The sequence below is a fragment of the Providencia sp. PROV109 genome (genome assembly GCF_033681625.1).
In the GTDB taxonomy this organism is placed as follows: Bacteria; Pseudomonadota; Gammaproteobacteria; order Enterobacterales; family Enterobacteriaceae; genus Providencia; species Providencia hangzhouensis.
On the sequence record NZ_CP096320.1, the window covers coordinates 746,305 to 760,100 of the forward strand.

11 protein-coding genes are annotated in these 13,796 nt (G+C 39.2%); 8 read left to right on the top strand and 3 right to left on the bottom strand.

Going from position 1 to position 13,796, the window contains the following annotated elements:
- Positions 1-132 precede the first annotated feature (132 nt).
- From M1F25_RS03350 to M1F25_RS03370, 5 genes are read left to right on the top strand one after another with little or no spacing between them, the layout of a single operon-like run.
- A complete protein-coding gene (locus M1F25_RS03350; RefSeq protein ID WP_110592426.1) occupies positions 133-1,527 on the top strand; it encodes an efflux transporter outer membrane subunit in 1,395 nt (464 codons plus the stop codon).
- An 8-nt stretch (positions 1,528-1,535) separates the two neighbouring features.
- Positions 1,536-1,877, top strand: coding sequence for a copper-binding protein (locus tag M1F25_RS03355; protein WP_144140925.1), 342 nt, complete (start codon positions 1,536-1,538; stop codon positions 1,875-1,877).
- 17 nt (positions 1,878-1,894) lie between these two features.
- Positions 1,895-3,163 carry an efflux RND transporter periplasmic adaptor subunit gene (locus tag M1F25_RS03360; protein WP_164454978.1) on the top strand — a complete coding sequence of 423 codons (1,269 nt, stop codon included), beginning with the start codon at positions 1,895-1,897 and terminating at the stop codon, positions 3,161-3,163.
- Between the two features lie 3 nt (positions 3,164-3,166).
- On the top strand, positions 3,167-6,304 hold the full coding sequence (locus M1F25_RS03365; protein WP_181489284.1) for an efflux RND transporter permease subunit: 3,138 nt from the start codon (positions 3,167-3,169) through the stop codon (positions 6,302-6,304).
- A gap of 45 nt (positions 6,305-6,349) precedes the next feature.
- Positions 6,350-6,772, top strand: a complete 423-nt coding sequence (locus tag M1F25_RS03370) for a DUF411 domain-containing protein (RefSeq protein WP_004905661.1) — start codon at positions 6,350-6,352, stop codon at positions 6,770-6,772.
- A gap of 48 nt (positions 6,773-6,820) precedes the next feature.
- On the opposite strand, the gene M1F25_RS03375 is transcribed toward M1F25_RS03370, so the two are convergent.
- Together M1F25_RS03375 and yaaA are read right to left on the bottom strand one after the other, a co-directional pair.
- Positions 6,821-7,813, bottom strand: coding sequence for an aldo/keto reductase (locus M1F25_RS03375; protein WP_094961928.1), 993 nt, complete (start codon positions 7,811-7,813; stop codon positions 6,821-6,823).
- A gap of 191 nt (positions 7,814-8,004) precedes the next feature.
- Positions 8,005-8,781, bottom strand: coding sequence for a peroxide stress protein YaaA (gene yaaA, locus M1F25_RS03380; RefSeq protein ID WP_004905658.1), 777 nt, complete (start codon positions 8,779-8,781; stop codon positions 8,005-8,007).
- Between the two features lie 386 nt (positions 8,782-9,167).
- On the opposite strand from yaaA, the gene tal reads away from it, so the two are divergent.
- Positions 9,168-10,121 (top strand): transaldolase, encoded by a 954-nt coding sequence (gene tal / locus M1F25_RS03385; RefSeq protein WP_102138974.1) that lies wholly within the window; start codon positions 9,168-9,170, stop codon positions 10,119-10,121.
- 190 nt (positions 10,122-10,311) lie between these two features.
- Complete coding sequence (gene mog / locus M1F25_RS03390) at positions 10,312-10,893, top strand: molybdopterin adenylyltransferase (RefSeq protein WP_181489286.1); 582 nt, start codon at positions 10,312-10,314, stop codon at positions 10,891-10,893.
- A 79-nt stretch (positions 10,894-10,972) separates the two neighbouring features.
- On the opposite strand, the gene satP is transcribed toward mog, so the two are convergent.
- The gene (gene satP / locus M1F25_RS03395; RefSeq protein ID WP_181489288.1) at positions 10,973-11,539 is read right to left on the bottom strand and encodes an acetate uptake transporter; all 567 of its coding nucleotides are present in this window, start codon (positions 11,537-11,539) and stop codon (positions 10,973-10,975) included.
- A gap of 336 nt (positions 11,540-11,875) precedes the next feature.
- On the opposite strand from satP, the gene dnaK reads away from it, so the two are divergent.
- Positions 11,876-13,792: a molecular chaperone DnaK gene (dnaK, locus tag M1F25_RS03400; protein ID WP_004905650.1), complete on the top strand. Its 1,917-nt coding sequence runs from the start codon at positions 11,876-11,878 to the stop codon at positions 13,790-13,792.
- Positions 13,793-13,796: the final 4 nt, after the last annotated feature.

The window sequence follows — 13,796 nt, forward strand, 5'->3', positions numbered from 1 at the left end:
ATAATGCAGCCATTCTAAGCACTACAGCAACGAAATGTAAAATGACAAATTTGTCATTTTCATGTCATCAATCTAACAGGAGGTCTTTTTTACTATAGCTCCAATTTTAATTACTAGAGGCATGGCTATACCATGTATTCCCCAAAAATATTAATAATAGCTTATGCCTTAACTTTGACGGGCTGTGTTTCGCTCGCTCCTGAATATCAACGCCCTAACCTTAATTTACCTCATCAATTCAATAGTCATGTTTCTGATGCAGCAAAGCAGGCTCAAACTGAATTATTGTTCCCTAGTTGGGAACAATTTATTCAAGACCCTCAAATGAAAAACGTGATAGAAATTGCACTAGAGAAAAACAGCGATTTATACCTTGCTGCGTTAGATGTAGAGGAAGCTCGTGTACGTTTTGGGCTCGCGGGGGCAGAAAAATATCCTCAAGTTAATTCATCGATGAGTGGTGATTATAGTCAGTCGTTAGAGAGCGGGTCATCCTTTAATAAGAAATACAGCGTAGGCATTGATATCAGCTATGAGCTGGATTTTTTTGGGCGTATCAAAAATTTATCTGATGCAGACAAAGCAAAGTTTATTGCTTCTCAAGAGATGAGCCGTGCGACACAAATTATCACGATTAAAACGGTAGCAGAAGCGTACTTAGATGTGGTGTATAACCAAAAGCTATTATTAATTGCACAAGAGACGAAACAAAGTTATCTCAATAGTCAATCGATTGTAATGCAAAAAGTGGCGGCAGGAAAAGCCGCACTATCAGACCTAGAACAAGCTAAAGGGCAAGTACAGTCTATTTCTATTAATATCGAAAAAATTGAAAGTGAAATTGCAAAAAATGAAAATTTACTGAATTTTTTGACAAATGACTATGCAACAAAAATAAACTTAGATCTAGGACGCTACGAGCCAAACTATCCTTTAATTACGACACCTCCAGATATTCCTTCTGAAATATTGCTAAAGCGCCCGGATATTATGGCTGCGGAGCAAAACATTATTTCTGAGAATGCCAACATCGGTGTAGCGAGAGCGGCTTTCTTTCCTTCTATTTCCTTTAATACGGGAGTTGCAAACAGTAATGATTCTTTAACGGGGTTATTTGACTCTTCAAATGGTATTTGGAATTTTATTCCTAAAATTACGTTACCTATCTTTACTGGGGGGACTAATAGTCGAAATTTAGAGTTGGCAAATATTAGAAAAAATAAAGCGATTGCTAATTACGAAAAAAGTATTCAAGTAGCGTTTCGAGAAGTGAAAGATGCCTTAGTGATCAAATTGAGTTTAGAAAAACAACTTATCTCCCAAGAGCAATATGTCAACACGCTGCAAAACGTCTTAACACAGAAACAAGCAAGTTATCGATATGGTGGTTTAAGTTATCTCGATGTTCTCGAAGCGCAGCGTAGCTTATTTACAGAACAGCAAAACTTATTGATGTTGAAAATAGAACAGCAGAAGAATGAAATAAATTTATTCTCTGCATTAGGTGGCGGATTAATCAAATCATGAGGGTAAAAATGAAAAAACTAAATACGGTATTTTTTGTAATTTCAATGGCGATATTAACAGCAACCAGCTATGCAAATGCAGCTGAACATAATCACTCTATTTATCCAGAAAAAGCGGCGGAACCAACAATTAACACTGAAGGAAAGCTAATCTCGATTGACAAAGATAATAAAAAATTAACGATAAATCATAAAGAAATAGAAAGCATTGGTTGGCCACCAATGACGATGCGTTTTACATATGAAGATGAAAATATGATCAACGGTTTACAAGAAAATGATGAATTGAAATTTTCATTTGTACAACAAGGTAATCTTTCAATGTTGAAATCCGTCGAAAAAATAAACTAAATAGGTAGAGAGATGTTATGTCATTAGTTAACCTGACCAAATTGCTATTGGTAATTATTTTATCGAGCGTTATTTCAATTTTATTTTACCGTTATTTTTTCGTTATAGAAAATAATAGCCAATCAGTTGAAAAACAAGAACGCACCGTATTGTATTGGTATGATCCCATGTATCCCAATACCAAGTTTGATCAACCAGGGAAATCCCCTTTTATGGACATGGATCTTGTTCCTAAATATGCGGATGAAAACTTGGCTTCAGCGAATAGCAAAGGGGTAACAATTAACCCAACACAGACACAAAATTTAGGGCTTAAAACGGTGGATGTGAAGTGGGGGAAATTAAACTATGACTTAACATTTCCAGCCGAAATTGCGTTTAATGACCATCAATTTGCTATTGTACAAGCACGCGAAAATGGTTTTGTTGAAAAAGTTTATCCATTCACAGTAGGTGAGAGGATCCAAAAAGGTGTTCCTATTGCTGAGCTAACGATCCCTGCATGGGTTGAAGCACAAAGCGAATATCTTGCGCTTAAGCAAATGAATGCGAGCCAACAAGATCTTAATAGTGTCATTGAGCGTTTACGTTTAAATGGCATGCCAGAAGGCGCGCTTTCTCAGTTTATTAAAACAGGAAAAGTGCAAACACGTTTTACTATTCAAGCTCCTATTTCTGGGGTAATTACTGCACTTAATCTACGTTTAGGGATGAATGTATCCAAAGAAGTCGTTATCGCACAAATACAAGGAACAGATCCATTATGGATTAATGCATCTGTTCCTCAGTCAGTTGCTGAATTACTTAATCAACAAACACAATTTACAGTTTCTATTCCTGCCTATCCTTCGCAGTTATTTACTGTAAAAAACTGGTTGATATTACCCAGTGCAGATCAAGCAAGTCGTACAATTAATATTCGTACAGAAATTGCTGATCCTAACCATTTATTAAAACCAGGTATGACAGCATATTTAAATTTAGTTGCAGAAGGTAATGAAAGTTTATTGATCCCTTCACAAGCCATTGTGGACTCTGGGAAAGAACAGCATGTTATTGCTGTTGGTGAGAATGGTGAATTTATTCCCAAAAGAGTACGAGTGCTGAGTGAATCTCAACAAATGACAGCAATATCTGAAGGCTTACAAGTGGGTGAGCATATAGTGACTCAGGGTATTTTCCTGATTGATTCTGAAGCGAATATTGCTGGTGCATTAGCCAAGATGGAAGCGCTTCCTGAAGTATCAGCGTCATCTAATCATTCATCACATAAATCTCAGGAGTAGAGTATGTTGGAATGGATTATAAGACGCTCGGTTGCTAACCGATTTCTAGTGTTAATGGGAGTCGTGTTTTTAGTCATTGCGGGTATTTGGAGCATTCGCAGTACACCAGTTGATGCATTACCTGACTTATCTGATGTACAAGTGATCATCAAAACCACTTATCCAGGGCAAGCGCCGCAACTGGTCGAAAACCAAGTTACCTACCCGATAACGACGACGATGCTATCTGTGCCGGGAGCAAAAACGGTGCGGGGGTTTTCTGCATTTGGTGACTCATATGTTTATGTTATTTTTGAAGATAATACAGATTTATACTGGGCTCGTTCACGAGTTTTAGAATATTTAAATCAAGTCCAAAACCAATTACCCAAAGGTGCAGTAGCCTCCATTGGCCCTGATGCGACAGGTGTTGGTTGGATTTTTGAATATGCTTTAGTGGATAAAACTGGAAAACATAATCTAGCAGAACTACGTTCATTACAAGATTGGTTTTTGAAATATGAATTGAAGGCTTTGCCTAATGTTTCAGAAGTGGCAACCGTTGGCGGTGTGGTTAAATCTTACCAAATCTTAGTTGACCCACTCAAGCTCAGCCAATTTTCAGTGACATTACCTGAAATAAAACAGGCCGTTGAAATGGCTAACCAAGAAGCTGGTGGTTCATCGATTGAAATTGCTGAAGCTGAATATATGGTTAGAGCAAGTGGTTATCTTCAATCTATTGATGACTTCAATAAAATCTACCTAAAAACGCCAGAAAATGGTGTACCTATTTACCTACAAGATGTTGCTCGAATACAGGAAGGCCCCGAAATGCGTCGTGGGGTTGCTGAGCTAAATGGAGAAGGAGAGGTCGTTGGGGGAATTATTCTGCTTCGCTCTGGTGAAAATGCACGTAATGTGATTCAGGATGTAAAACAGAAACTTGAAGATTTAAGTGCTAGCTTGCCGGAAGGCATCGAAATTATCACGACTTATGATAGAAGCATTCTTATTGATAACGCGATTGATAATTTAAGTTATAAGTTACTAGAAGAATTTATTGTTGTCGCATTAGTGTGTGCCGTTTTTTTATGGCATTTCCGTTCTGCTCTCGTGGCAATTATTTCTTTGCCCCTTGGATTATTTATTGCCTTTATCGTCATGCGCTACCAAGGAATAAATGCAAATATTATGTCGTTAGGGGGCATTGCAATTGCGATCGGAGCCATGGTGGATGCCGCCATTGTTATGATCGAAAATGCACATAAAAAATTAGAAAAATGGCAACATGAAAATGAAGATAAAGTCATTGATAATGCCCAGCGTTGGAAAGTTATTACGGATTCCGCTGTTGAAGTTGGGCCTGCATTATTTATCAGTTTATTAATTATCACATTGTCTTTTATTCCTATCTTTACGTTGGAAGGGCAAGAAGGCCGTTTATTTGGTCCACTTGCATTCACAAAAACCTATGCCATGGCGGGTGCTGCGGCTTTAGCGCTGATTGTTATTCCAATTCTAATGGGATATTGGATCCGCGGTAATATTCCAAATGAAAATAAAAACCCACTGAATCGTTGGTTGATCTCACTCTATAGCCCTATTTTAATTAAGGTATTAGCGTGGCCGAAAACCACCTTATTAATTGGTTTCTTATCTTTATTTACGGTGATATGGCCATTAAAAAATTTAGGTGGTGAATTTCTTCCTGCAATTAATGAAGGTGACTTACTTTATATGCCTTCAACATTACCGGGTGTTTCGCCTGCACAAGCGGCATTTTTACTACAAAATACGGATAAGTTAATCAAAACTATTCCAGAGGTGGATACGGTATTTGGAAAAGTTGGTAAAGCTGAAACAGCAACGGATTCAGCCCCGATGGAAATGATTGAAACAACGATACGTTTGAAGCCGCAAGCACAGTGGCGAGAAGGAATGACACTCGAAAAAATTATTGATGAGCTCGATGAAACTGTACGTTTACCTGGGGTTGCAAACTTATGGGTTCCACCTATTCGTAACCGTATTGATATGTTATCTACGGGAGTCAAAAGCCCTATAGGTATTAAAGTATCAGGCAGGGATCTTGAAGAAATCGATGCATTAGCCCAAGAAATTGAAAAAGTCACAAAATCGGTACCGGGGGTGGTTTCAGTTTTGGCTGAGAGGTTGGTAGGCGGACGCTATATTGATGTCAAAATTGATAGAGAAAAAGCGGCTCGTTTTGGTATGAGTGTCAGCGACGTACAAGTGTATATTTCAATGGCCACTGGTGGGGAAATGATTGGGGAAACAGTTGAAGGGATTGAGCGTTACCCAATTAGCATAAGATATCCTCAAGATTACCGAAATAGTGTAGCTGCGATGAAGTTATTACCAATTTTAACGCCAAGCAAACAGCAAATAGTACTTAGTGATGTTGCAGATGTCTCCGTGAATATGGGCGCTCCCATGTTGAAAACAGAGAACGCCAGACCGACTAGTTGGATTTATATTGATGCACGTGATCGTGATATGGTTTCTGTTATTAAAGATATTGATACAGCAATAAAAGATAATATTCAAATGAGGCCGGGTCTTAGCTATTCCTTTACGGGGCAATTTGAATTACTCGAAAGGGCTAACCAAAAATTAATGTTAATGGTTCCCGCGACCATCATGATTATTTTTGTACTGCTTTATTTAGCCTTTAGACGATTTAGTGAAGCTTTACTTATTTTATTAAGTTTACCTTTTGCTTTGGTGGGCGCGATTTGGTTCCTTTATTGGATGAACTTTAATTTATCAGTTGCAACAGGAACTGGATTTATTGCATTGGCAGGTGTCGCGGCTGAATTTGGCGTAGTTATGTTGATTTATTTACGCCATGCAATCGAAGATAAAGAAAAACAGCAAGGAATAAGCAAGCTATCAAACCAAGATTTAGACCGTGCATTATATGAAGGCGCAGTTTTACGTGTTCGCCCTAAAGCCATGACAGTTGCCGTAATTTTAGCCGGTTTATTGCCAATATTACTTGGAACAGGAGTCGGTTCAGAAGTGATGAGCCGTATTGCTGCACCGATGATTGGTGGAATGATAACTGCACCGTTATTATCCCTATTTATCATTCCTGCGGCTTATAAATTAATCTGTCAGTTACGCCATAAAAAATAGACACTTTTTAAGTACTAGTCATTATTATTGATAAGGTAAATAGCAATGAAGAAGATAATTTTAGGTGGAATGTTTTTACTGTCATTTTCTGCATTTTCTCAAAACCAGAGCGTGCAATTGTATAAAGATGCAAACTGTGGTTGCTGCCAATTATGGGGAGAAGGAGTTAAAAAAGCAGGGTATGACGTTGTGGTCAATGAAATCAGTTATGATGAGTTGAACAAACTGAATGATGAGCTGAATGTGCCTTATAACTTACGCAGCTGTCATATCGCTAAATACAAAGGTAAAGTGATTGTTGGCCATGTTCCTGTCAGCAGTCTTGATGCGATTGATGCCTTACCAGCGGATGTGGTAGGGATTTCTGTTCCGGGTATGCCAATTGGTAGCCTAGGGATGGAGCAGCCAGATGGCCGTACTCAGCCTTATTCTGTGGTGCAGTTTAAAGCAAATGGGGAATATCGTTAATTGAGATAAAATTTATTAAGTTGCAGGATATCCTGCAACTTGTGTGTTTTATTCGCCTTCTAATATTAATTCGATGGCTTTGAGCTCTTCTTGCGTAAAATTACGATTTTTTAGTATCCCCATTGCATCATCAATTTGGCTGATACGGCTTGCGCCAATGAGAACGGAAGTGATCCTGTCGTGTCTCAGTAGCCATGCTAATGCCATTTGGTTTAGCTTTTGTCCTCTTTTTGTTGCCAGTTCATTCAGTTGTTTAACCTTTGATAAAATGTTTGACGTGAGTCTTTCTGGGGGCAAAGAAGGATTACCTGCAGCACGTGAATCAGCAGGGATGCCATTAAGGTAGCGATCGGTTAATATCCCACCAGCCAATGGAGAGTATGCGATAGAGCCAACGCCTTCTTCTTCCAGTAAATCGAGTAAATCTTCTTCGGGAGTACGTTCTAGCATGGAATATCTAGGTTGGTGAATCAGGCAAGGGGTTCCTAATTCATTGAGAATATTAATGGCTTCTTTGGCTAAATTGGTTGGGTAATTAGAAATCCCCACATACAGGGCTTTTCCTTGGCGAACAATGAGATCTAGCGCTCCCATGGTTTCTTCTAGTGGGGTATTGGGATCAGGTCGATGATGATAAAATATATCTACATAATCTAATCCCATTCGCTTCAAACTTTGGTTTAGGCTTGCAACTAAGTATTTTTTACTTCCCCAGTCACCATAAGGGCCGTCCCACATAGTGAAACCCGCTTTTGATGAAATAACCATTTCATCGCGATAAGGCAGAAAATCCCGCTGCATAATTTTGCCAAATGTACTTTCGGCAGAGCCTGGTGGTGGCCCATAATTATTAGCAAGATCAAAATGGGTGATCCCAAGGTCAAAAGCATGGCGAAGCATGGCTTGGCAATTATCAAAGGGTTTGTTATCGCCAAAGTTGTGCCATAACCCTAATGAAATCAGTGGCAAGCGTAATCCGCTACGGCCACATAAACGATATTCCATTTCAGTATAGCGCTTTGATGATGCAACATAAGGCATACTTCACCTCCAAAATAGTGGGTAAAACTCAATTTATACTGTCATAAAGCTAAAAAGTAGGCTGAGGAATCAATGCTAATTTGTTCTTGACTAGAAGGTTTATGAGTAAATTGTGATAGAGCCCGAAAAAAGAGTGAAGTATTTTGGCATTCGTGGGTATCGGCTGCGTACCAATCCCCACGTTTTGTATATTAGGCTTGCTCTGAGCGGGTAAATACCAGCTCGTTACCTTTAGATTGGCTTTCATCAAATTGATAGCCTTCTAAATTAAAATCAGCTAGTTGGTCTGTTTTCGTTAATTTATTTTGGATGATAAAGCGGCTCATTAAACCCCGCGCTTTTTTTGCATAAAAACTGATAACTTTATATTTACCATTTTTTTCATCAAGGAAAATAGGCTTGATAATTTGCCCGTCCAATTTCTTTGTATTCACCGATTTAAAATATTCATCTGAGGCAAGGTTGACTAATATTTGATCTTTTTGCTCCGCTAATGCGTGATTTAATTGCTTGGTAATGATGTCTCCCCAAAACTCATATAAATCTTTTCCACGGGTATTTTTTAATCGAATTCCCATTTCTAAGCGATAAGGTTGCATTAAATCTAGCGGTCTTAAGATACCGTAAAGACCTGATAATATGCGTAAATGAGATTGAGCAAACGCAAAATCGTCTTGAGAAAAGGTTTCTGCTTGCATACCCGTATACACATCCCCTTTGAAGGCAAGGATCGCTTGGCGTGCATTTTCTGGGGTAAAGTCCGCATGCCATTCTGCAAAACGGGCAGCATTGAGCCCCGCAAGCTTGTCGCTAATTTTCATTAAACTGGCAATATCTGCAGGGGTTAATTTACGACAGACATTAATTAATTTTTGTGACTCAGTAAGTAATTCAGGCTGAGTAAACTGCTGTGTCGCAAGTGGGCTTTCGTAGTCTAATGTTTTTGCAGGTGAAATTGTAATAAGCATGACTTGACCCTTTATAAAGAATGATACTGCTTACTTTAGCAAAAATTCTTCCTAATTGGCTAATTGATACGATAAGCCAAACCAATATTATTCTTTAATTACAATGATAGCACAATATAACTAGCTAAAAGGATTCAGTTTCTAATTGGCTAGCGAAATCGATTGCCAATCAAATAGTTGCTTTTGACTAGATTTACTTGCTTGCAGCAATATGGATGCATGATATTATCTGTAGACGGTGCGGCGATAGCCACAATTCCTTTATAATACGCAAAGTAATTCAAGTTGCAGTTTGTTAGCCTACACCACAAGAGTCGCAAGAATTGTAGGTAGCTAACCACCGCTACAACTTGGAATATGACGGGTATAACAACGAGATTAAAGAAATGACCGATAAACTAACCTCATTACGTAGTCTGACAACTGTTGTTGCTGATACTGGCGACATCGAAGCGATGAAGCTTTACAAACCACAAGACGCGACCACAAATCCCTCGCTGATCTTAAATGCTGCACAAATTCCTGAGTACCGTAAATTAATTGATGAAGCGGTAGAATGGGCACGTAAGCAAAGCAGTAATCGTGAGCAACAAATTGTTGATGCTTGTGACAAACTGGCTGTTAATATCGGTCTGGAAATTCTGAAATTAGTTCCGGGTCGTATTTCTACTGAAGTTGATGCGCGCCTTTCTTATGATGAAGAAGCTTGTATTACTAAAGCGCGTCACTTAATTAAAATGTATAACGATGCAGGCATCAGTAATGACCGTATTCTGATTAAACTAGCTTCGACTTGGCAGGGTATCCGTGCTGCAGAGAAACTGGAAAAAGAAGGCATTAACTGTAACCTGACCTTATTATTCTCTTTTGCTCAAGCACGCGCTTGTGCGGAAGCAGGTGTATACCTGATTTCTCCATTTGTGGGCCGTATCCTTGACTGGTACAAAGCGAATACAGATAAAAAAGAATTCGCACCACATGAAGATCCAGGTGTAGTTTCTGTTACTGAAATCTACAATTACTACAAAGCTCACGGTTATAAAACTGTGGTTATGGGCGCAAGCTTCCGTAACGTGGGTGAAATCATTGAGTTAGCAGGTTGTGACCGCTTAACTATCTCCCCTGGCTTATTGAAAGAACTGTCTGAGTCACAAGGTGAATTAGTCCGTAAACTGACTGATACAGGTAAAACTCAAGAGCCAGGCGCTAAGTTAACTGAAGCTGAGTTCTACTGGCAGCACAACCAAGATCCAATGGCGGTTGATAAACTGTCTGACGGTATCCGTAAGTTTGCAGTAGACCAAGAAAAACTGGAAAAAATGATTGCAGATTTACTGTAATTTATTTCGTTTTTTCTTAAAACCCAGCCAGTTGGTTGGGTTTTTTTATACCTATTTTTCATTGAGTTAGTTCTCAATTTCAAGATATAAAATTGAGGTCGCTGTATGCAAAAGCGCATCATGCTATGATAATGCTCCTGTTTATCCATTAGTAGACAGTTTCTGAATTGATCAATTTTTTGAGGTTTGTATGAATGAATTGCGCATAGGTCTGGTTTCTGTTTCTGATCGTGCTTCGAGTGGTATTTATGAAGACAAAGGTATTCCAGCACTAGAAGAGTGGTTAGCAAAAACGCTGACAACCCCTTTTCGTATCGAAACTCGCCTGATCCCTGATGAGCAAATCATGATAGAGCAAACATTATGTGAGCTGGTGGATGAATTTGCTTGCCATTTAGTCCTCACTACTGGTGGCACAGGGCCCGCTCGTCGCGATGTCACGCCTGATGCAACCCTTGCGATTGCTGACCGCGAGATGCCGGGTTTTGGTGAGCAAATGCGCCAAATTAGCCTGAAATTCGTCCCTACTGCGATACTATCACGTCAAGTGGGGGTAATACGCAACCAAGCTCTGATTTTAAATTTACCTGGACAGCCTAAAGCGATTGCGGAAACTCTGGAAGGTTTAAAAGACAAAGAAGGGAATGTGGTAGTTTCTGGTATTTTTGCCAGTGTTCCTTATTGCATTCAATTACTTGATGGCCCTTATGTAGAAACAGACCCTACAATTGTGAAAGCGTTCAGGCCTAAATCGGCTATTCGCCCTGAGTAGTCTTTTAATGTAATCAGGTGAGACTTAACTCACCTGATTAATAATATTTAATGCATAAAATCACATACGTTAGTTAAATTTAACCACGCTGGCCAATCGGTAATACTGTTTTGCCATATTGCTCATTTAATATTTCTGCAACTGCTAAATAAAATGCGCTAGCACCACAGATAATTCCTTCAAAACCTGCAAATTTTAGTAATACTGCATTTCCTGTAATATTACCGATTGCTAATAAAGCGAATAATATAGTTAAGCTACCGAAGACAAATTGCAAAACAAAATTAGCTTTGAACGTTCCTAAAAACATGAAAAAGGTAAAAATTCCCCAAATAGCGAGGAAAACACCTAAAAATTCAGGTGAAGTTGCTTCGGCTAATCCCATTGATGGTAAAAATAATAAACCCACTAATGCAATCCAAAACATACCGTAAGAGGTAAATGCAGTTGCACCGAATGTATTGCCTTTTTTGTATTCAATCAGACCTGCAATAAATTGAGCAATACCACCATAAAAAATGCCCATACTTAAAATAACGGATGAAAGAGGGAAAAAACCTGCATTATGAATATTCAGCAGGATGGTTGTCATACCAAAGCCTAGTAAACCAAGTGGGCCTGGATTTGCAAGAGAGCTAGACTGCATATAACCTCTGGTAAAATATAAAAAATTCAAATAGATAAAAAACAAAAAGGTTTTGCCAAAGTGACAGCGGCGGCGCATCATACGCAGTTTTAATTGTTTAAACCATGATCACAAGACAGGTTTTTTTGCAATAAATGCAAATTTTTTTGATTCTCCCCCTTGATGAATGAATTTGTGACCCCATCTTAAAAGCATCAACTGATATCAATCCAAATTATTGCGTATTGAAAAATAATTTAGGCTCAGAGTGAAAACTCCCTTGAAAATGAAATATTGAGCCTCATATAGATTGATATCGAAATCATAGTGAAAAGAATTCCTTTGGAGGCGTTTTAGATGGGTAAAATTATTGGTATCGACTTGGGTACAACTAACTCATGCGTTGCAATTATGGATGGTACTACAGCTCGTGTTCTGGAGAACAGCGAAGGTGATAGAACTACTCCTTCCATCATTGCGTACACTCAAGATGGTGAAATTTTAGTTGGTCAGCCAGCGAAACGTCAGGCAGTGACTAACCCAGAAAATACTTTATTTGCAATTAAACGTTTGATTGGTCGTCGTTTCCAAGACGAAGAAGTTCAGCGCGACGTTTCTATCATGCCATATAAAATCATTGCGGCTGATAACGGCGATGCTTGGTTAGATGTGAAAGGCCAAAAAATGGCTCCACCACAAGTTTCAGCTGAAGTTCTGAAAAAAATGAAGAAAACAGCAGAAGACTATTTAGGTGAGCCAGTAACAGAAGCAGTTATTACTGTACCTGCTTACTTTAACGATGCTCAGCGTCAAGCGACTAAAGATGCTGGCCGTATTGCTGGTTTAGAAGTAAAACGTATCATTAACGAACCAACAGCAGCTGCATTAGCATATGGCTTAGACAGAGAAGTTGGTAACCGTACTATCGCGGTTTATGACTTAGGTGGTGGTACATTCGACTTATCAATCATCGAAATCGATGAAGTTGATGGCGAAAAAACGTATGAAGTTCTGGCTACCAATGGTGACACACACTTAGGTGGTGAAGACTTTGATACACGTTTAATCAACTACTTAGTTGAAGAATTTAAGAAAGAACAAGGTGTTGACCTGCGTAACGACCCGTTAGCAATGCAACGTCTGAAAGAAGCTGCAGAAAAAGCGAAAATTGAGCTGTCTTCTGCACAACAAACAGATGTTAACCTGCCGTATATTACAGCAGATGCAACAGGTCCTAAACACATGAATATTAAAGTGACTCGTGCGAAATTAGAGTCACTGGTAGAAGATTTAGTTAAGCGTTCTATGGAGCCAGTTAAAGTTGCTCTGCAAGACGCAGGCTTAAGCGTGAGCGAAATCAACGATGTTATCTTAGTTGGTGGTCAAACACGTATGCCAATGGTTCAAAAAGTTGTTGCTGATTTCTTTGGTAAAGAACCACGTAAAGACGTTAACCCAGATGAAGCAGTTGCAATGGGTGCGGCAGTTCAAGGTGGTGTTTTAGCGGGTGATGTTAAAGACGTTCTGTTACTTGACGTAACTCCTCTGTCTTTAGGTATCGAAACCATGGGTGGCGTGATGACTTCGTTAATTGCGAAGAATACCACTATCCCAACTAAACATAGCCAAGTGTTCTCAACAGCTGAAGATAACCAAGCAGCGGTAACTATCCATGTTCTGCAAGGTGAGCGTAAACGCGCAAGTGACAACAAATCACTGGGGCAGTTTAACTTAGATGGTATTCAACCTGCACCACGTGGTATGCCACAAATCGAAGTGACTTTTGATATCGATGCGGATGGTATCTTGCATGTTTCTGCTAAAGATAAAAATAGTGGACGTGAGCAAAACATCACCATTAAGGCTTCTTCAGGTCTGAATGATGAGGAAATCGAAAAAATGGTACGTGACGCAGAAGCAAACGCTGAAGCTGACCGTAAATTTGAAGAGCTAGTTCAGGTTCGTAACCAAGCTGACCAATTAGTTCACGGTACTCGTAAACAAATCGAAGAAGCCGGTGATAAATTACCAGCTGAAGATAAAGCGAATATCGAAAAAGCAACTTCTGAATTAGAAGCAGCAGCAAAAGGTGAAGACAAAGCGGATATTGAAGCGAAAATCCAAGCTTTAGTCACGGCATCTGCAAAACTTCTGGAAATCGCACAGCAACAAGCTCAAGCGGGCGGTGCAGCTGGCGCTGGCGCAGAAGCGAAAAAAGATGATGATGTTGTTGATGCTGAATTCGAAGAAGTTAACGACAAAGACAAAAAATAATGCC